Source organism: Hydrotalea sp. AMD (genome assembly GCF_004100315.1).
Classification (GTDB): Bacteria; Bacteroidota; Bacteroidia; order Chitinophagales; family Chitinophagaceae; genus Hydrotalea; species Hydrotalea flava.
The window spans coordinates 21,314-41,039 of sequence record NZ_SCKY01000006.1 but is presented as its reverse complement, the minus strand read 5'-3'; the positions used below and the strand labels follow the sequence as shown (position 1 = coordinate 41,039).

Sequence of the window (19,726 nt, the reverse complement as noted above, 5' to 3'; positions counted from 1 at the left end):
TAGAAAATTCAGTGTGTTAAAATCGTACCTTTGCACTCTGTTTTTATGAATATAGGAGTGCTTTTGGATCAATTTAGAAATACCCCCCAGGTAAAAAACCTGTTGGAAAAACTGGTTATTGCCCCAACTATAGAAGCACAAAAAATTTATCTTTCCGGGTTACATGGCAGCAGTCCGGAATGTATCATCAGCGCTTTATACCAGCGTTCCAATCTCGAAAATTGTAACCATCTGATTGTATTGAGTGATGCAGAAGATGCTGCTTATTTTTTCAATACAATAGAAAGCTTAACCAATGCATTAGATATTTTTTATTTTCCCTCTTCATTTAAAGTAAGAAAGAATTTTAGATTGCTCAATGCTTCGCATGTAATGTTGCGAACTGAGATGTTGACAAGACTATCTGCCGGAGGCAACAAAAAAATAATGGTAACCTATCCTGAAGCTTTGGCAGAAAAGGTTGTAAAACCAAATACCTTAAACAATAATACCATTTCCATCAAAACAAATGATACCATTCAGCCGGAAAGTTTAATGGAATTGTTGGTGATGTATGGTTTTGTACGCAACGATTTTGTATATGAACCCGGACAGTTTGCTTTAAGAGGCGGCATTCTCGATATTTATTCTTATGGTAATGAAAAACCTTATAGAATTGAGTTGTTTGGTAATGAGGTAGACAGTATCCGGATTTTTGATCCTGAAACGCAGCTTAGTGAGCGAAAACTATTGCAGGTAAGTATTATTCCCAATATTGAAACGCAATTTGATGAAGGAGAAAAAATTTCTTTACTTGAATTTCTAAGTGAAAATACCATTATTTGGTTAAAAGACTGGGATGTTATTTTAAATAAACTGGAGGTTCAGGAAGAAGATCTGGGTATTTTCCTTCAGAAAAATAACGATGTAGCCTTTGTGCAGGAAGTTGATGAAGAGGATACTAAAATTTTAAAAGGAATTGGTTTAAGCGATTTTACACCCGCTGCTACCATTACCCGCCAAATTCAATACAAACACCTGATTGAGTTTGGCTATGCACCACATTTTGCACAAACAACCATTCATTTTCAAACAGAAGAGCAGCCTTCTTTTAATAGGCAATTTGATTTGTTGATGAAGAACCTATCTTCATTTGAAACTGCAGGATATACTATTTATATTTTTTCTGATCAGTCAAAACAATTAGAGCGGTTACATAGTATTTTTTCTGACTTATCATCAGAAATCAAATTCGTTCCTGTTCCTATTAGTATACATGAGGGTTTTATTGATCATGATTTAAAAGTGGTTTGTTATACTGACCACCAAATATTTCAACGCTATCATAAATACAAAATAAAGCAGGCATATAGTAAAAGCAAAGCGCTTACTTTAAAAACCCTACGTGAGTTACAACCCGGCGATTATGTTACGCATATAGATCATGGCGTTGGAACTTTCAGCGGGTTACAAAAAATTGAAGTAAATGGTAAATGGCAGGAAGCAGTACGAATTATATATAAGGATAATGATATTTTATATGTAAATATCAATTCACTGCATAAAATTTCTAAGTTTACCGGGAAAGAAGGTACAATTCCAAAAATTAATAAACTGGGAAGTGATGTTTGGAATAAACTAAAAGAAAAAACAAAAACCAAAGTAAAGGAACTGGCATTTGATTTAATTGGTTTATATGCAGAACGAAAAGCCAGACAAGGTTTTCAACATTCGCCGGATAACTATCTGAATACAGAATTAGAAGCATCCTTTATTTATGAAGATACACCCGACCAAAGTAAGGTAGCAGCCGATGTAAAAAAAGATATGGAAAGTGCCAGCCCAATGGATAGGTTGGTTTGTGGTGATGTTGGATTTGGTAAAACAGAAGTAGCCATCAGAGCTGCATTTAAAAGTTGTGTAGATGGCAAACAGGCAGCTATTCTGGTACCTACTACTATACTTGCGTTTCAACATTATAAAACATTTAAAGAGCGTTTGAAAGATTTTCCGGTTACGGTTGATTTTGTAAATCGCTTTAAATCTTCCAAAGAAAAAAAAGAAACCCTTCAACGTGTAGCTGAAGGTAAAGTAGATATATTAATTGGTACACATGCCATTCTAAGTAAAGATGTAAAATTTAAAGATCTTGGATTATTGGTAATTGATGAGGAGCAAAAGTTTGGTGTTGGACATAAAGAAAAATTAAAAGCCCTCAAAACAAATGTAGATTGCTTAACACTAACGGCAACGCCCATTCCACGAACGCTTCAGTTTTCACTAATGGGCGCCAGAGATTTAAGTGTAATTAATACCCCCCCGCCTAACCGCCAGCCCATTCAAACAGAAGTACACGTGTTTAATGAAGATTTTATTCGTGATGCCATATATTTTGAAACAGAACGTGGCGGCCAGGTTTTCTTTATTCACAACCGGGTGCAAGGCCTTTCTGAAATGGCTGCACTCATTCAAACATCATGCCCTGATTTAAGTATTGGATTTGCTCATGGACAATTAGAAGGACATGAACTAGAAAAACGTATTCTGGATTTTATTGATAAAAAATATGATGTATTAGTTTGTACCAATATTGTGGAAAGTGGCGTAGATATACCTAACGTGAATACCATCATTGTAAACAATGCACATCATTTTGGATTAAGTGATTTGCACCAGTTACGCGGCAGGGTAGGACGAAGTAATAAAAAAGCATTCTGTTACCTGTTGGCACCACCCATGGCTACATTGCCAACCGATTCAAGAAAACGACTGCAAACTTTAGAACAGTTTAGCGATTTGGGCAGTGGTTTTCAAATTGCCATGCGAGATTTGGATATTCGTGGAGCAGGTAATATGCTGGGTGGTGAACAAAGTGGCTTTATGGCTGAAATTGGATTTGAAATGTATCAGAAAATTTTAGATGAAGCAATCCGCGAATTGAAACGTAGCAGTTTTAAAGAATTATTTAAGGATGAAATTGCACAGCAGGATGATTATGTAAGTGATTGCACTATTGATACAGATTTGGAAATATTAATTCCGGATGACTATGTTTCAAACATTACCGAACGCCTTTCCTTATATACCCGATTGGACAACTGTGAAAATGAAGCTGATTTAACTGCCTTTAAAACTGAAATGGAAGACCGCTTTGGAAATTTACCACCACAGGTATCTGATTTATTTGATACCGTTAGAGCCAGATGGGCAGGTGTTGCATTGGGATTTGAAAAAATGACTTTAAAGGAGAATACTTTGCGTTGTTATTTTATCAATAAGCCAGACTCTCCATATTTTGAATCAGATTTATTTAAAAATATATTGAGCTATTTGCAAACAGGCACCAATAAAGCAAGGTTAAAGCAAGCCGGTAAAAACTTTTTATTAGTTGTAGAAGATGTTAGCTCCATGCAAGCGATGTTGCGGTTTTTACAAAAAATGCAAGCGGGAACTGTGCCTGTTTCACTTTCTTAAAATTACCTATCTCAAATTATATTTTTCTTAACTCCATTTATGTAGGCAATCATCCATTCATCCACTTACTTCAGTATTGTTTTGTAGCAACTTTTCATTTTTGCCAAAATTACCCTGTATGAAATTTAAATTTACTATTGTCATTATTGGACTAATGGTATTGCTGGCAAGTTTGTAGTACAAACAAACCTTTTGTTAGCAAAAATGCAGCTACTACTCAGTTAAAATCAATTGCTATATTGCCGGTTCAGGTACAATTTACAGGTCAACTTCCCCACAATGTTACTCAGGCACAATTAGATAGTGCTGCTTTAAAAACGGGTTACACCTACCAGCAAATTGTATTAGCTAATTTTCAGCGCTATGCCAAACCCCGGAAAAAATTCAATATGGTACAAATTCAAAGTCCGGATAAAACCAATGGACTTTTACGTTCGGCGAGTATAAGTGCAAATGATGCTTTTAACACCGACCCCGATGTTTTAGCAAAAATGTTAGGAGCAGATGCTGTGATAAAAATGAATGTTATTAGTAATAGAATGATGAGCGATTTAGCATCGATGGGTATTGGTGCCGTGCATAATATAATTTTTTTGGGTACTCAAATGGATCCGGTGGTTGGTGGCAGTATTAGCAATAAAACCGCCGATGTATTTGCCAACTGTGGTTTAGTAAAAAATGGAGAAACACTTTGGTCAGCCGAATATCAAAAGCCTACTAATTGGCATATTTCAGGCACAGATGTAATGAATAAAATTACCCGAAAAATGGGGAAACGATTTCCGTTTTAGTTTGGTTTTAAAAGGTCAAAAAAAGGGCAGCTTTCCTTAAAGAAAGCTGCCCTTTTCATGTAATTAGGTATAAGTATTAAAATCCTTTTTTGGCAACACCATCTGCAATAGCTTGTAAAGCTTTTGCTTCACTCAAAATGGCAGCCATTTTATTGCCTTTTCCATCATTGCCACTGGCCATATAACCACCTCTTGCAGTTTTAGTAATTACGGCATCGTGCATGGGAACATTTTTTTCTTTTGTTTTTAAGCAGTATGCTTTAATCATTTTAGAAGTATCCATTGTTTTTTTGTTTTAATATTCTCAAAAAATGAGAATGGATTAGTAAATAAGTTTTGATTCTGCTAACACAAACTACAATTATTTTTTGGTTTGTGAAACTTGTTCTCGTGTAAAACACGCATTATTTTATAAAACATGGCATTTTATGCATCAATACGGGCATAACGGGCATGTGTTTCAATAAATTCTCTACGGGGCGCCACTTCATCACCCATTAGCATACTGAATATTCTGTCTGCTTCAGCGGCACTTTCAATGGTTACTTTTTTCAGTGTTCGGCGGCTGGGGTCCATGGTGGTTTCCCATAATTGTTCTGCATTCATTTCACCCAAACCTTTGTAACGTTGAATAGTAACACTGTCTTCTTTGCCCCCACCTAATTTTTCAATCCATGCTTTTCGTTGTTCTTCGCTATAGGCATAGGCTTGTTCTTTGCCTTTTTTAATCAGGTATAATGGGGGTTGTGCAATGTAAACATACCCATGTTCTACCAATTCTTTCATATAACGGTATACAAAAGTTAAAATTAATGTGGCAATATGCGAACCATCTACGTCCGCATCAGTCATAATAATTAATTTATGGTAACGTAGTTTGGTAAGGTTCAATTGTTTGGGATCATCGGGTGTTCCTACGGTTACGCCTAAAGCCGTGTACATATTTCTAATTTCTTCGTTCTCGTAAATTTTATGTTCCATTGCTTTTTCAACGTTCAAAATTTTACCACGTAAAGGTAAAATGGCCTGATAGCTTCTGTCGCGACCCTGTTTGGCAGTACCGCCGGCTGAATCTCCCTCCACTAAGTATAATTCACATTTTTCAGGATCGCGTTCAGAACAATCTGCTAATTTGCCCGGTAGGCCACCCCCGCTTAAAACGGTTTTGCGTTGCACTAAATCACGTGCTTTTTTTGCTGCCACTCTGGCTTGGGCAGCAAGAATAATTTTTGAAACTACATTTTTTGCTTCTCTGGGATTTTCCTCCAAATAGGCTTGTAATGCTTTTGCTACAGTAGTTTGAACAATACCTGAAACTTCACTGTTGCCTAATTTTGTTTTGGTTTGTCCCTCAAATTGTGGTTCAGGTACTTTTACGGATATAATTGCACTCAGACCTTCTCTAAAATCATCTCCTTCTACTTCTACTTTGGCTTTTTCAAACAAACCTTCTTTATCGCCATAACTTTTAAACACACGTGTTAAAGCTTGTCTGAAGCCTGTTACATGTGTACCACCCTCAATGGTATTAATGTTATTAACGTATGAAAAAATATGTTCTTTAAAATCATTGTTATAAGTCATGGCTACTTCAACCGCTACATTCGTTGCTTCGTCGTGTCCTTCAAAGAACAAAGTTTTAGAAATGAGGGGTGTTCTTTTTCCTATTTCATCCAGCATTTCCACAAATTCTACAATACCACCTTCACTGTAAAAATTTTTGCTGTAATAGGAGCCGTCTTCATTTTTTTCTCTTAAATCGTTCAAGGTAATGCTGATTTTTCTGTTTAGAAAAGCCAATTCACGTAAACGGCTTTCTAATATTTCCCGTTTAAAAACTGATTCCTGAAAAATGGTTAAATCGGGCCAAAAATGCACATTGGTGCCGGTTTTATCACTAATGCCGACTTCTCTAACGGGGTATTGTGGCACGCCAATTTTATATTCCTGTTCAAATATTTTGCCTTCTCTTTGAACGGTAACTATGAGTTTTGAGCTTAATGCATTTACGCAACTAACCCCAACGCCATGCAATCCACCGGAAACTTTGTAGGTGTTTTTATCAAATTTTCCACCGGCATGTAGAACAGTCATTACCACTTCTAAAGCACTTCTTTTTTCTTTGGTATGCATAGCAGTAGGAATACCACGGCCATCATCTTTTACACTGATGGAATTATCTTCATGTATGGTAACTTCAATGTTTTTGCAGTAACCAGCCAGGGCTTCATCTATGGAGTTATCTACCACTTCGTAAACCAGATGATGCAGACCTTTAACGCCAATATCGCCAATGTACATGGCTGGTCTTTTTCTAACTGCTTCTAATCCTTCTAAAACCTGTATGCTATCTGCGCCGTAGTTTTTATTTTGGGCATCTGTAATCAATTGTTGTGTTTCACTCATAAATATCTAATAACTATTGTGTTTAAACGAATATTTCGGGGGGTGGGCGAAGATAATGATTTTAAGGGCTAAAATGGCATAAAATACAGGTATTTATCCAATATTTACCTGATGTATAATTTAATGCTCTATAACAGGTTTTTTGCCCAAAATAACCGGCATTTATGTATGTTTTTATGAAAGTATTGTTTTACAGTTTTGTGACTAAATTTTAAATGTATATACATACTTTTGCAATGATATGATGCAGGTTTTAGATATTTTAAAAGTAGCCCATAAAAATGGGATTGAGCCAAGCATGGATTTGTTGTATCAGAAAGCCCAGCATATTCCTGGATCTATTCAGTATGATATTAGAAGATATTATGCACAACATCCCTGGGTGGCAGAAGATACTGGTATGATGGTATATCATTATGATGAAGCCCGACCTGATAAGAACTATTTGGAACTTCGTTTTTGTACCACCGGTAATCGGTATTGCGAAGAAAGAAGTTGTTCTTTTTGCAGTCAGCTACCTACTGAAAGTTGTGATGGGAAAATACAAACGGTAGATGTTTTTACTTTTCATTTTACAGCAACTTTTTTATATCAGTTTACGCATAATGTAAAATTAAATAATCGGAAGGATGAAGTTTTGGCTTTTAAACATCCCCATGCTTTCACCAAAATTTTTACAGTTTGCAATAAAAAACGTAATATTTTAGACGGTTTGTTAAACCACAGTTATACCGGCGCTTTAGAGAACATATTTGTGAATGCAAAAATTCATGAATTATTGTTATATAGTTTAGATTGTTTGGTGGATGAAAAAGAAGAAGGTTTTTCTTGTAAATTTTTATCAGATCAACGGAGCAAGGAACAAATTTATCAGGCACGAGATCTTTTATTGCAACACATTGGCGATCCTATTACCATAAAAGAATTGAGTCGTAAAGTTGCCATGAATGAATGTTACCTGAAAAAAGGATTTAAAGAAATTTTTGGTACAACCATTTTTGATTTTTATCAGCAACAAAGAATGGAACATGCAAAATACCTTTTATACGAGAAGGGGTTGAGTGTTACAGATGTATCGGCTTTGTTGGGCTATTCTTCCATATCACATTTTTCTGCTGCATTTAAAAAGCATACCGGATTAAAACCTTGTGACTTATTAAAATAAAAGATAACCCCCTGTTTTCATAAAAAAGAGGAAGTCTCAAAAGTAAAATGAAGCGTTTGAGAATGGCTTAAATGAAAACTTTCTCCACCCCCTACCCCCTCCCCTTACCGAATAAAAAGAGGCTGCCTCGGACTTTTGAGACTGCTTCTTTTTATTTCATATTTTGGTTACATCATCTCCTGTAAACTTTCTTTACTGGCTTGAATGGTTGCATCTAAATCCTGGTAGGTAAGTGCATTATTCAAAAACCAGCTCTCAAAAGGGGATGGTGGTAAATATATTCCTCTTTTAAGCATTGCGTGAAAGTATTGCTTAAATAATTCATTGTTGGCTGCTGCGGCAGTTTCAAAATTTGTAACGGGCTGCTTGCTAAAATGCACACTGATCATAGAACCTAAACGATTAATGATAAAAGGTATTTTAGAAGCAGTAAATACTTCCTGCAACCCTTGATGCAAATAAGCCGTTTTGTCATCTAACTCCTGATATATGGAAGGATTATTTTTTAATTCATTTAATAATGTATAACCCGCAATCATTGCAATAGGATTGCCGCTTAATGTTCCGGCCTGGTATACATTTCCCAACGGCGCAATGTGTTGCATGATTTCTTTTTTACCTCCAAAAGCGCCTACCGGCATACCTGCACCAATTACTTTTCCATAGGTAATTAAATCAGCGTCAATGCCTAACCGCTCTTGTGCGCCACCGGGGGCCAACCGAAAGCCGGTCATTACTTCATCAAAAATGAGTACGATATGATTATCGGTACAAATTTTTCGTAATCCTTCCAGAAATCCTTTTTCAGGAAGAATGCAACCCATATTGCCTGCAACGGGTTCTACAATAATGGCGGCTATTTCATTTGGATTTGCTTCAACTAATTTTTTTACGGCATTTAAATCGTTGTAGGCGCAGGTTAACGTATCGGAGCTAACACCTGCAGGAATACCTGGTACGGTTTGTATATTAAATGTGGCCACGCCGCTGCCTGCTTTTACCAAAAATGCATCTGCATGTCCATGATAATTTCCTTCAAATTTGATGAATTTATTTTTACCGGTATATCCTCTGGCTAATCGTAGTGCACTCATACAGGCTTCTGTTCCGCTGCTGACCATTCTAATTAAATCAACATTGGGTGCCATACTTTTAATTAACTCGGCCATACAAATTTCTAAGGAAGTAGGAGCGCCAAATGAAGTAGAATCTACTGCTTTTTCCTGTATGGCTTTAATAACCGGCTCGTAAGCGTGACCAAGTATCATCGGGCCCCATGAAGCAATATAATCGATGTATTGATGATTGTCTTCATCAAATAAATAAGCGCCTTTTGCTTTTTTTATAAACAAGGGTGTACCACCTACGTTTTTAAAAGCCCTAACCGGCGAGTTTACCCCACCGGGCATGGATTGTTGTGCACGGTTAAACAATTGCCGGCTATTTTCTGTTAGCATAAAAATTTATTTATTTCTGATAACCTTAGTGATGCTTTGTTATTCATTTCCATCCAATAAAGTTGTAAAGGCTTTTACCGATTTGGTTGGCTTAAATTCTATGATATTCCACTCTGCCAGTTTGTTAACATAAAATGGATCTTCAGCCATAATCTGTTCTATTGTTTTTCTACTATCTGCATTTGCCAAAATGATTCCACCGGTGCGTGGTTCTTTTCTGCCGGAAGCAATAAAATTGCCGGACTGATAATATTTTTCCAGAAAAGCAATATGGGCTTCCATATGCTGATCAATTAAATTAGTGGATACTTTGTAAGTAATATCTACAATAAACATAAAGTTGTTTTTAAGTGTACAAATTGAATTGCTATTGTTTTGGATTAGCTAAGCAACATAACTGCCTGTTTTGCAAAATAAGTGGCAATTAAGTCGGCTCCGGCTCTTTTAATAGAAGTAAGGCATTCAATAATAGCTTTATTTTCGTCGAGCCATCCACGTTCTGCTGCAGCTTTTATCATGGCATACTCTCCGCTAACATGATAAGCACTCACCGGAATGGTTACTGCGTTTTTTACTTCCCGAATAATGTCTAAATAAGCCATAGCTGGTTTTACCATCACAATATCAGCACCTTCTTCAACGTCTTGCAATGTTTCGTTAATGGCTTCCAGACGATTTGCATAATTCATTTGATATGTTTTTTTATCACCAAATCCCGGTGCGCTGTCTAAGGCATCTCTAAATGGTCCGTAAAAGCAGGAAGCGTATTTAGCACTATAGCTCATAATACCGGTTTTTGTAAATCCGCTTTCTTCCAATGCTTTTCTAATGGCTCCAATTCTTCCATCCATCATATCGCTGGGTGCAACTATATCTGCCCCTGCTGCTGCATGGCTAACACTCATTTTCACTAAAGCCTCAACGGTTTCATCATTTACAATTTCACCATCTTTTACAATGCCATCATGCCCGTATATGGAATAGGGATCTAATGCTACATCTGTCATTACAATCATTTCAGGTACGGCATCTTTAATGGCTTTTATACTTCTTTGCATTAAACCGTTGAGATTCCAGGCTTCTTTGCCTTCATTATCTTTGGTTTCATCTAATGCTTTTACAAACAGCAATACACTTTTTATACCGAGGCTGTATAATTCTTTAATTTCTGTAACCGTTATATCTAAACTGTTTCTGTAATAGCCCGGCATAGAGCTAATTTCAGTTTTTTGATTGATACCTTCATCAATAAACAAAGGAGCAATAAAATCGTTAGGCGTTAAAACAGTTTCAGCAAGCAAACTTCTTATGGCTGCCGATTTTCTTAATATTCTATTTCTTTTTTGTAAATACATTTTATTAAAATTATATGATTAACATTGATTGGTTTGTTGTATTCATTCATCAATGGTGATGGATTGATGCTCGTTGATCCAATCTTTGGGATGCAGACAGGCATCTAATAAAATGGCTTCAGGCGTTCCTGCTTCCGGTTGGTAATTATAGTTGAAGCGAACGGTTGGTGGCAAGCTCATTAAAATACTTTCTGTTCTTCCATTTGTTTTTAGGCCAAATATGGTACCACGGTCGTGTAATAAATTAAATTCTACATAACGGCCACGCCTTATTTCCTGCCAAAATTTATGTTGTGCTTTAAACGGAGTATTTTTTCTTTTTTCAACAATAGGTAAATAGGCATCTAAAAATGCGTTTCCACAAGCCTTTGCTAATCCCAGCCAAAATTGTTCATTTCTTTCGGGTGTGGGTTTTTGGTGATCATAAAATATACCGCCAATGCCTCTCCGTTCATTTTGCCGGTGTGTGTTTACAAAATAATTATCGCAGGTTGTTTTAAAAAGAGGATAGAAGGATATATCAAACTGATCGCAGGCATTTTTGTGTGTTTGGTGAAAATGAATGGCATCTTCATTCAATAAATAATAGGGGGTAAGATCCGTTCCACCTCCAAACCATCTGTCTATCACTTTATTATTTTCATATAATTCAAAATAACGATAATTGCAATGTATGGTAGGTACAAAGGGATTGTTGGGATGTATCACTAAACTTAAACCACAGGCAAACCATTCATCGCCGTTCATTTGTAATTGTTTGCGCATGGGATCGCTAACGGTACCATATACTACAGATGTATTTACGCCACCTTTTTCAAAAACATTTCCATCGGCAATTACTCTGGTTTTTCCACCGCCACCTGTACCATCGGGCTTACGTTGCCATTCATCTTGTACAAAAACAGCTTTGCCATCTGCCATTTCAAGTGCAGTGCAAATCGTATCCTGAAGGGTATAAATAAATTGTATCCATTCTTCTCGAAATGCTGTTGTATGGGTGGCCGGTAAAAAATTTGTTTCCATGATGAATGCTTTATGCTAACTGGCAGGTTGCCATTCTTTAACTGTATCAACAAATGCTTTAGCATGGTCAACCGGAACATTGGGTAAAATTCCATGCCCTAAATTAGCAATATGTTTTTGTGGACCGAAAGCTTGTAACATGGCAATTACTTCTTTTTTTATAACAGGTATGGGCGAGAGTAGTTTTGCCGGGTCAAAATTACCCTGTAAGGTAATGTTGTTGCCTGCAAAATTCCGTGCTAATTCAGGCGGCGTACACCAGTCAATTCCTAGTGCTGCTGCTCCTGTTTGAGCCATCGCAGATAAGCTGTACCATGCACCTTTGGCAAATACAATTACCGGAACACTGGGTTTGATTGCTGAAACAATTTGTTGGATGTAAGGAAGTGAAATGGTTTCAAAATCTTCTTTGCTCAATAACCCGCCCCAACTATCGAATATTTGCACCGTATCGGCACCGGCAACCACCTGAGCCTTTAAATAGGCAATGGTCGTATCTGTAATCATTTGCAATAATTGGTGTGCCAATGCGGGTTGTTGGTAACAAAATGCTTTGGCTTCATCAAAAGTTTTAGAGCCCTTTCCCTGCACCATATAACAAAGCAGCGTCCAAGGCGCACCAGCAAAACCAATTAATGGAACTCGTCCATTGAGTTCTTTTTTAATGAGCTGAATGGCTTCAAAAACATAGCCTAATGTTTCGTGTACATCCGGTACGCGAATCCGCGATAAATCATTTACTGTTTGAATAGGGTTGGGTAAAATAGGCCCTTTGCTTTCAATTAACTGCACTTCAAGGCCCATAGCCTGAGGTACTACTAAAATATCAGAGAACAATATAGCTGCATCAACACCAATAATATCAACAGGCTGTAAAGTAATTTGGCAGGCTAATTCGGGTGTTTGGCAACGCTCAAAAAAACCATACTTATTTCTTAATTCCATGTATTGTGGTAAATACCTACCGGCTTGTCGCATCATCCAAACAGGCGAACGTTCAGTTTTTTCACCTCTTAAAATTCTTAGAATCAAATCGTTTTTTAATACACTCATGCTTTAATGTTAATCGATTTAAAATAGTTCATTGCTAATTCAATCATTTGTTCTTTTCCGGGCCATTCACTAGTAATTATTTTGTTTTGAACATAGGTATGTATGGTTGCTGCAGTTGTTTTACCAATGGCAAATAAAACAGTGGCTAACGGTATGGTATTTACGGAGAAGAAACTATGAACAGCACTTGGGCTAAAAAAAATAATACCCTGATAATTTTTTGATACTTCAACGGGTGTTTGTATGGTATTGTAAACAATAACCTGTTCAGTTGGAAATTGGTTTGCGGCTAAGGTTTCAGGAAGTTCATCCATTCGTTGATCACCACAAAAAAATACTAACGCGTTTTCGGGCCGGTGCTCAATAATTTTTTCAGCCAGTAAACCCGCACTTTTAGCACTGCCTTTAAAATGTTTTTCGCCAAAAAACTGAATAATTTTTTCTTTGGTAATACCGCCTAAACAATAAATATCCCATTTGGGAACTTGCGGTAATTGGGCTGTAACTGCATCTACTGCATTCATGCTGGTAAAAAGAGCCGTAATTTTTTTTTCAGCCAATTCGTGAATGGTTTGTGTAATTAATTCATTTATAATGGGACTGGTTTCAATAAATGGGATACAATCAATGGTAATGCCTCTTGTATTGGCATTGATTATAATGATAGGGTCTAATGGACGAGTGCATAAAATGGGTATGGTACTATTTTTTTGCATGGTGAATTGATTCAATGATCGTTTTTGCGCCGGTTGTTAAAAGTTCTTCAGCAGCTAATCTGCCTAAGTTTACAGTATCTGAAAGGGTTGTTTTTTTTTCTATTTTAAATTGTTGTTTGCCATCTGGGCTGGTAATATTTCCCTTAAAGTAAACCTCATTATTTTCAATCGTGGCCAAAGCACTGACAGGGGTAGAACAACCGCCCATTAAAGTTTGTAAAAAATCGCGTTCTAATTTGGTACAAAGCTCGGTATTTGGATCGTTTAGTTGATTTAATTTTTTAAAAGTTTCAGTATCATCTTCCCGGCATACAATTACAATGGCACCTTGTGCAGGTGCAGGAAGCATCCAGTCTAAATGCATGGATTGTGCGGGGCGTAATGCAATTCGTTCTAATCCTGCAGCAGCAAATATGGCTCCATCCCAATTGCTTTCTGCTACTTTTTTTAATCGGGTATTCACATTGCCTCGTAAATTTTCAATAGTATGATTTGGGTAATGGTGCAGCCATTGTGCTTTTCGGCGAATACTACTGGTGGCAATAATGGCATTAGATTGAGCGTCTGATAAAAAATCTGTATTGTTTTTGAATACCAATATATCCTTGTATGATGCTCTGGGAAGAACAGCAGCCTGCACAATGCCTTTAGCTAACTGTGTAGGTACATCTTTCATTGAGTGTACAGCAATATCAATGGTTTTACTCAGTAATGCTGCATCTAATGTTTTTGTAAACACCCCTTGTACGCCAATGGCATATAGTGGAGTAACCAAATCAATATCGCCATCGCTTTTTATATGTTTTAATTCACTTTGAATATGGTGTTTACTTAATAGCGTTTGTACCAGTGTTGCCTGCCAAACGGCTAATTGGCTTTCTCTGGTTCCAATTTTAATTATACCCATGATTTAAATAAAATCAGTTACTGCTGATGGTGATAAAATCGTTAATAGCTTCAATAAAATTACAACCGGGTTTGTAATTGCTGCGTAATTTAACAGCCATGTTTTTTACTGCTTTTTGAACAGCCTCATTTGTACTGGTACTGTGGTTATTGGCTGTATAAACAGCATTAAACATTTCACAGTGGTTCATGTCTTCTAATTTCTTTTTTACAGCCTTAATAACCGGTACAAATTTTCTGCTGTCTAACCACTCAAAAAATTCGGCTTCAAATTCGTGAATAATGGCTGATGCTTTTGGAATTTCTGCCTGGCGTTTTTGTAGAGTAGCATCATTAATTTTTGCTAAATCATCTACATTTACTAATGAAATATGAGCTAATTGGGCGGTATCGGGATGAATATTATTGGGAATTGACAAATCAATCAAAATTTTTTTACCCGAGTTAATAAAATTCTCTTTAAATAAAATAGGAGCTTCTGCATTGGTGGCTACAATAATGACATCTGCTTTTGCTGCTAAAGTGGGTAAAGTTTGGTAAGTGGCTGAACCAATACCGAGTTCTGCAGCCAGTTCAGCTGCTTTTTCATTGGTTCTGTTGATGAGTGTGATATTAGTTGTATCTAAATAATCAATTAAATTTTTACAAGTGTTTTTGCCAATTTTACCTGTTCCAATTAATAAAATATTTTTTTGTGGTATGAAATGAAGATGCTCTTTCAGGTATTGAATGGCTGCAAATGATACAGAAACAGTGCCACCGCTTAAAGCGGTTTGGTTTTTAATGGTTTTAGAAGATTGTAGTATGGTGTTAAACAATCTTTCCAGAAATGAACCTACAAATCCACGTTCTTTTGCAAACTTAACTGCCAATTTCATTTGCCCTACAATTTCATAATCGCCCAAAATTTGCGAATCCAATCCGGCACCAACAGAAAAAATATGTGTTACTGCTTCTTTTTCTTTTTTTATGTAACAACGTTCTAAAAATATTTCTTTTGAACCCACAGTTTCACTGCAAAGCAGGTTAATAAGGTCAGAAGCCTGGTTAGCAATGCCATAAATTTCAGTGCGGTTACAGGTGCTGAGTATTACTAACTCTTTTATAGAAAGGGTAGAGGCTTTTTGTAAAATAGCGGCATATTGTTCGGGGCCAATGGCGTATTGACCTCTTACAGAAGCATCTGTTTTTTTGTAATTAATACCAATGGCAAAAAAATTTGATAAGTTTATCATCTGCTGGTCTTAATATGGTTCCTTTTATAAACGCAAAAGTATTCCGCTTGGATGGCAGAAATGTATGACTTAGGTCATGTCTCTGTCATTTAATTGTCATTTTACCAGATTTGAATACGATTTACCGGTTTACTGTACTTTTTTATGGCTGTTCCAAACCAATTCATATTTTGTTTCGTTGTTACGAGTAATAAAATGCAAACAACCTGTTTGAAACAATTTTTGAAATAATACATTTGCTAACATTTATTTTTATGCACCAAAAGAAAAAAGGGGTTATTTTAATGAATCTTGGTTCGCCGGATTCAACATCTGTAAAAGATGTGCAACGATATTTGAAAGAGTTTTTAATGGATGAACGTGTAATAGATGTTCCATATTTTTTCAGGCTTTTATTAATTAAAGGCATTATTGTTCCATTCAGGGCACCTAAATCGGCAGAGGCATATAAAACCATCTGGACAGATGCCGGTTCGCCACTCATTGTTTTAACCCAACAGTTAAAAGAGGCTGTTCAGCAGCTTATTCAAATGCCGGTTACTGTTGCTATGCGTTATGGAAATCCATCACCTGAGGCTGCTTATCAATCATTATTAGAACAAGACCCTGATATTGAAGAAGTTTTATTATTTCCATTATATCCGCATTATGCCATGAGCAGTTATGAAACGGCAGTGGAATATATGAAGGAGGTGCATCAAAAAATGGGGTATAGATTTAAGTTGCAAACCATAAAACCTTACTACAACCAGCCCGAATATATTCATGCTCTTGCCAACAATATTCAACCCTATTTACAACAGGAATATGACCATATTCTATTCAGCTATCATGGTATACCAGAACGACATATTCGAAAAAGTGATACAACGGGATGCCATTGCCTTCAGGTAAAAGATTGCTGTAATGTGTCATCCATTGCACACCAAACCTGTTATAGACATCAGGTTTTTGAAACCACTAAACTGGTAACTGAAAAGTTGCATATACCGAAAGAAAAATTTAGTGTTTCTTTTCAGTCTCGATTAGGCAAGGGGTGGCTACAACCCTTTACAGATAAGCGATTGGAAGAAATGCCATCACTGGGCATCAAAAAATTGCTCATTCTTTGCCCGGCTTTTGTAAGTGATTGTCTGGAAACCTTAGAAGAAATTGCAGAACGTGGTAAAGAAAGTTTTATGCATGCAGGTGGTGAAAGTTATACTACCATTCCCTGTTTAAATACACAGCCGCTTTGGGTAGCCACTATCAGTAACTGGATAAATGCTTATGAAAATGGTGCAAGCAATATGTTGTTGAATTAATCTTATCTTTAGTAAGATGTATCTATACTTGAAGGCTGCACATATTATTTTTGTTGTTACCTGGTTTGCGGGTTTGTTTTATATGCCTCGCTTGTTTATTTATGCTACTGAAGCAGGCGATAAACCAGAGCCTGAACGCACTATTCTGAGAAATCAGTTTGCCATTATGATGAAGCGTTTATGGTATGGCATTACCTGGCCTTCTGCAATTATTACTTTATTATTAGGCACTTCTGTTTTAATGGAAGGTGGTTGGTGCCTGTTATTGTTTAAATCGGAGGGTAAATGGTTACTTGTAAAATTGGTTTTAGTGTTATTTTTATACGCGTATCATTTTTCATTACAAATATTGGTAAATCAGGAGGTACATGGCATTTACCGATACAGTTCACAGCAATTGCGCATTTGGAATGAGGTAGCTACTTTGTTTTTGTTTGCAATTGTGTTTTTGGCAACAGTTAAACAAAGTATTAGTTTGTTGTGGGGATTTGTTGCTCTACTGGCGTTGCTTTTAGTACTGTTAAGTGCCATTAAAATTTATAAGCTGCTACGAAACAAATAAACAATCATGCGCAAAAAAATATGTATTACTGCTTTGTTTGCTATTGCTTTTATTGAATTGTTTGCTCAAAAAAATATGCAAAATAATTATGTAATTTATGATGTTGCCCAACACAAAACCATTGATTTGGGTGAATTAACAACCGCTTTAATACACACACAGGTTGTATTTTTTGGGGAAGACCACAATGATGCAGTAGCACATTATCTGGAAGATTCCTTATTTAAAGCGTTGGTGCAGGAAAAGAAAAATGTTGCGTTGTCATTAGAAATGTTTGAAACCGATTGTCAGGCACCATTGAATGAATATGTAGAAGGATTTATTACTGAAAAACAATTTTTGGCCAACACACGTCCGTGGAATAATTACAGTGATTATAAATCAATGGTAGAAACGGCTAAATACAATCATCTTCCTGTAATAGCAGCCAATGCTCCCCGCCGTTATGTAAGTTTGGTACACCAAAATGGTGTTCAAACCTTATTAAGATTGGATCAATTATCAAAATCTTATCTGCCTCCATTGCCATTTTCTGCTGCCGAAGTAGCCTATCAACAAAAATTTGAAGGTATTATGGGTGGGCACGAGCAATTCAATCAAAATATGTTTGATGCACAAAATTTATGGGATGCTACCATGGCTAATAGTATTTACCGGTTTTGGAAACATCATAAAAGTTATACTGTTTTTCAGGTAAACGGGCGTTTTCATAGCGATGATAAATTAGGAACTTATGCACGTTTGCGGGCATTATCCCGTAAAATAAAAATGCAAAGTATTAGTTGTTATAACGAAGAGCAATTTACCCATCCCAACTGGGTTGCATTGAAGCAGCAGGCTGATTTTATTATCATTACCAATCCAGAAGTTCCAAAATCATTCTAATTAAATTGCTTTACTAAACTGTGGGTTGTGCATTGATTCATGTACGTGATTGCGCAATAAACGCAAATCAAATGCTCTACAAATATTTCTAACAAAATTTTTGCCTAAAGGCGTTACCGTTAGTTGGTGTTCATCTAATTCAACCAATCCATCTAATTCTAATTTTTCCAATTCAGGAATTACAAATTTTGTAATCATAGCTTTGTCTGCATCATGCAAAACTGTTTCGCCATTACAGCTAATGTCTAAAATATATTGTTTAAAGTGAAGGTCTTCTTCCGTTAAAATAATGCCCTTGGTTACAGCCAGTGTATTGTTGCATACTGTCTCATAATAATTGTGCAGGGTTTTTTCGTTCTGAGCAAAAGCTGTCCCCATATCGCTTATGGCCGAAACACCCAAGCCTATCATATTATTGGTTTGCTGGGTAGTATAACCCATAAAGTTTCGGTGTAATCTTTTTTCCTGTTGTGCAATATACAGGGTATCGTTTGGCAATGCAAAATGATCCATGCCAATATCAACATAACCGGCTGCAGTAAGCATTTCTTTGCCTAATTGATACAACTTCATTTTTGTATCCACATCCGGCAGGTCGTGTTCATCAAACAAGCGTTGGCCTTTGCTGGTCCATGGCACATGGGCATAACTGTAAAAGGCAATACGGTCAGGTTGTAAAGCAATGGTTTGTTCAATAGTAGTGCGCATGCTTTCAACTGTTTGGCGGGGTAATCCGTAAATCAAATCAAAATTTACAGAGGTATATCCCGTTTGTCGCGACATATTGACTGCCTGCTGCACTTTTTCAATAGGTTGTATGCGGTTAATCAGTTTTTGTACCAGTGGATTGTGGTCCTGAATACCAAAGCTAACCCTGTTGAAACCTAAGTTATGCAGTGTTTCCAAATGTTGCAAGGTTGTATTATTGGGGTGTCCTTCAAAACCAAATTCATGCTGGGGATGCACTTCAACGGTTGCTAAAATTGAACTGATTAAATAGTGTAAATTTTCCGGAGAAAAAAAAGTGGGTGTGCCGCCGCCTAAATGCAGTTCACGCAACAAGGGTTTGCCGGGCATTAATTGTAAATACAATTGCCACTCTTTTAAAATGGCTGCTAAATATTCGGTTTCAACCTGATGATTGGTGGTAATTTTTTTATTGCAGCCGCAATAGGTGCAGAGCGATTCGCAAAAAGGCAAATGAATATATAGGCTTAATCCTGATGCATCTTTACTGAATGCTGTTTGTACCAATTGTTCCCATGCCGGTAACGATATGGTTTCATTCCAAAATGGAACGGTTGGATAACTGGTATACCTGGGTACAGGAACATTGTATTTTTCTAATAAATGATGACTTACCTGCATACTCCTCAATTTTCAACAAAGCTAAATGCTGTGTTTAGGCTGTACTA

At 36.6% G+C, this 19,726-nt stretch carries 17 protein-coding genes; 6 read left to right on the top strand and 11 right to left on the bottom strand.

The window, feature by feature from the left end:
- Nucleotides 1-30 precede the first annotated feature (30 nt).
- Nucleotides 31-3,453 (top strand): transcription-repair coupling factor, encoded by a 3,423-nt coding sequence (mfd, locus tag EO766_RS05480; RefSeq protein ID WP_287100787.1) that lies wholly within the window; start codon nucleotides 31-33, stop codon nucleotides 3,451-3,453.
- A gap of 239 nt (nucleotides 3,454-3,692) precedes the next feature.
- On the top strand, nucleotides 3,693-4,244 hold the full coding sequence (locus EO766_RS05475) for a hypothetical protein (protein WP_074419335.1): 552 nt from the start codon (nucleotides 3,693-3,695) through the stop codon (nucleotides 4,242-4,244).
- A gap of 76 nt (nucleotides 4,245-4,320) precedes the next feature.
- Here EO766_RS05475 and EO766_RS05470 read toward each other — a convergent pair whose 3' ends face one another.
- Together EO766_RS05470 and gyrB are read right to left on the bottom strand one after the other, a co-directional pair.
- The gene (locus tag EO766_RS05470) at nucleotides 4,321-4,527 is read right to left on the bottom strand and encodes a hypothetical protein (protein ID WP_081298659.1); all 207 of its coding nucleotides are present in this window, start codon (nucleotides 4,525-4,527) and stop codon (nucleotides 4,321-4,323) included.
- A 143-nt stretch (nucleotides 4,528-4,670) separates the two neighbouring features.
- Complete coding sequence (gyrB, locus tag EO766_RS05465) at nucleotides 4,671-6,650, bottom strand: DNA topoisomerase (ATP-hydrolyzing) subunit B (RefSeq protein WP_074419334.1); 1,980 nt, start codon at nucleotides 6,648-6,650, stop codon at nucleotides 4,671-4,673.
- A 241-nt stretch (nucleotides 6,651-6,891) separates the two neighbouring features.
- Here gyrB and EO766_RS05460 point away from each other — a divergent pair, with 241 nt between their 5' ends.
- A complete protein-coding gene (locus tag EO766_RS05460) occupies nucleotides 6,892-7,815 on the top strand; it encodes a helix-turn-helix domain-containing protein (protein ID WP_074419814.1) in 924 nt (307 codons plus the stop codon).
- 167 nt (nucleotides 7,816-7,982) lie between these two features.
- Here the strand turns inward: EO766_RS05460 and hemL are convergent, their stop codons facing one another.
- Genes hemL through hemA form a run of 8 tightly spaced genes read right to left on the bottom strand, consistent with a single transcriptional unit; the run spans nucleotide 7,983 to nucleotide 15,560 of the window.
- Entirely contained in the window at nucleotides 7,983-9,272 is a 1,290-nt protein-coding gene (gene hemL, locus EO766_RS05455; protein ID WP_074419333.1) for a glutamate-1-semialdehyde 2,1-aminomutase, read from the bottom strand.
- 39 nt (nucleotides 9,273-9,311) lie between these two features.
- Entirely contained in the window at nucleotides 9,312-9,608 is a 297-nt protein-coding gene (locus tag EO766_RS05450; protein WP_074419332.1) for a YciI family protein, read from the bottom strand.
- A 44-nt stretch (nucleotides 9,609-9,652) separates the two neighbouring features.
- Nucleotides 9,653-10,627, bottom strand: coding sequence for a porphobilinogen synthase (hemB, locus tag EO766_RS05445; RefSeq protein WP_074419331.1), 975 nt, complete (start codon nucleotides 10,625-10,627; stop codon nucleotides 9,653-9,655).
- Nucleotides 10,628-10,669: 42 nt separating this feature from the next.
- Entirely contained in the window at nucleotides 10,670-11,650 is a 981-nt protein-coding gene (hemF, locus tag EO766_RS05440) for an oxygen-dependent coproporphyrinogen oxidase (RefSeq protein WP_074419330.1), read from the bottom strand.
- Between the two features lie 15 nt (nucleotides 11,651-11,665).
- Complete coding sequence (hemE, locus tag EO766_RS05435) at nucleotides 11,666-12,703, bottom strand: uroporphyrinogen decarboxylase (protein WP_074419329.1); 1,038 nt, start codon at nucleotides 12,701-12,703, stop codon at nucleotides 11,666-11,668.
- Complete coding sequence (locus tag EO766_RS05430) at nucleotides 12,700-13,419, bottom strand: uroporphyrinogen-III synthase (RefSeq protein ID WP_074419328.1); 720 nt, start codon at nucleotides 13,417-13,419, stop codon at nucleotides 12,700-12,702. Before EO766_RS05430 ends, hemE begins: the two co-directional genes overlap by 4 nt.
- The gene (gene hemC, locus EO766_RS05425) at nucleotides 13,406-14,326 is read right to left on the bottom strand and encodes a hydroxymethylbilane synthase (RefSeq protein WP_074419327.1); all 921 of its coding nucleotides are present in this window, start codon (nucleotides 14,324-14,326) and stop codon (nucleotides 13,406-13,408) included. The genes EO766_RS05430 and hemC overlap by 14 nt, the downstream gene beginning before the upstream one ends.
- Before the next feature lie 13 nt (nucleotides 14,327-14,339).
- Nucleotides 14,340-15,560: a glutamyl-tRNA reductase gene (gene hemA / locus EO766_RS05420; protein ID WP_074419326.1), complete on the bottom strand. Its 1,221-nt coding sequence runs from the start codon at nucleotides 15,558-15,560 to the stop codon at nucleotides 14,340-14,342.
- Nucleotides 15,561-15,814: 254 nt separating this feature from the next.
- Here hemA and hemH point away from each other — a divergent pair, with 254 nt between their 5' ends.
- Genes hemH through EO766_RS05405 form a run of 3 tightly spaced genes read left to right on the top strand, consistent with a single transcriptional unit; the run spans nucleotide 15,815 to nucleotide 18,311 of the window.
- The gene (gene hemH, locus EO766_RS05415; RefSeq protein ID WP_074419325.1) at nucleotides 15,815-16,864 is read left to right on the top strand and encodes a ferrochelatase; all 1,050 of its coding nucleotides are present in this window, start codon (nucleotides 15,815-15,817) and stop codon (nucleotides 16,862-16,864) included.
- Nucleotides 16,865-16,880: 16 nt separating this feature from the next.
- On the top strand, nucleotides 16,881-17,426 hold the full coding sequence (locus tag EO766_RS05410) for a CopD family protein (protein ID WP_074419324.1): 546 nt from the start codon (nucleotides 16,881-16,883) through the stop codon (nucleotides 17,424-17,426).
- Nucleotides 17,427-17,432: 6 nt separating this feature from the next.
- A complete protein-coding gene (locus tag EO766_RS05405) occupies nucleotides 17,433-18,311 on the top strand; it encodes a ChaN family lipoprotein (RefSeq protein WP_074419323.1) in 879 nt (292 codons plus the stop codon).
- Here EO766_RS05405 and hemN read toward each other — a convergent pair whose 3' ends face one another.
- On the bottom strand, nucleotides 18,312-19,679 hold the full coding sequence (hemN, locus tag EO766_RS05400) for an oxygen-independent coproporphyrinogen III oxidase (RefSeq protein WP_074419322.1): 1,368 nt from the start codon (nucleotides 19,677-19,679) through the stop codon (nucleotides 18,312-18,314).
- Nucleotides 19,680-19,726 lie beyond the last annotated feature (47 nt).

Bases quoted from the DNA above. Each gene is read 5' to 3' on its own strand.
- EO766_RS05470 (WP_081298659.1), bottom strand. From the start codon at position 4,527: ATGGATACTTCTAAAATGATTAAAGCATACTGCTTAAAAACAAAAGAA.
- gyrB (WP_074419334.1), bottom strand. From the start codon at position 6,650: ATGAGTGAAACACAACAATTGATTACAGATGCCCAAAATAAAAACTAC.
- EO766_RS05460 (WP_074419814.1), top strand. From the start codon at position 6,892: ATGATGCAGGTTTTAGATATTTTAAAAGTAGCCCATAAAAATGGGATT.
- hemL (WP_074419333.1), bottom strand. From the start codon at position 9,272: ATGCTAACAGAAAATAGCCGGCAATTGTTTAACCGTGCACAACAATCC.
- EO766_RS05450 (WP_074419332.1), bottom strand. From the start codon at position 9,608: ATGTTTATTGTAGATATTACTTACAAAGTATCCACTAATTTAATTGAT.
- hemB (WP_074419331.1), bottom strand. From the start codon at position 10,627: ATGTATTTACAAAAAAGAAATAGAATATTAAGAAAATCGGCAGCCATA.
- hemF (WP_074419330.1), bottom strand. From the start codon at position 11,650: ATGGAAACAAATTTTTTACCGGCCACCCATACAACAGCATTTCGAGAA.
- hemE (WP_074419329.1), bottom strand. From the start codon at position 12,703: ATGAGTGTATTAAAAAACGATTTGATTCTAAGAATTTTAAGAGGTGAA.
- EO766_RS05430 (WP_074419328.1), bottom strand. From the start codon at position 13,419: ATGCAAAAAAATAGTACCATACCCATTTTATGCACTCGTCCATTAGAC.
- hemC (WP_074419327.1), bottom strand. From the start codon at position 14,326: ATGGGTATAATTAAAATTGGAACCAGAGAAAGCCAATTAGCCGTTTGG.
- hemA (WP_074419326.1), bottom strand. From the start codon at position 15,560: ATGATAAACTTATCAAATTTTTTTGCCATTGGTATTAATTACAAAAAA.
- hemH (WP_074419325.1), top strand. From the start codon at position 15,815: ATGCACCAAAAGAAAAAAGGGGTTATTTTAATGAATCTTGGTTCGCCG.
- EO766_RS05410 (WP_074419324.1), top strand. From the start codon at position 16,881: ATGTATCTATACTTGAAGGCTGCACATATTATTTTTGTTGTTACCTGG.
- EO766_RS05405 (WP_074419323.1), top strand. From the start codon at position 17,433: ATGCGCAAAAAAATATGTATTACTGCTTTGTTTGCTATTGCTTTTATT.
- hemN (WP_074419322.1), bottom strand. From the start codon at position 19,679: ATGCAGGTAAGTCATCATTTATTAGAAAAATACAATGTTCCTGTACCC.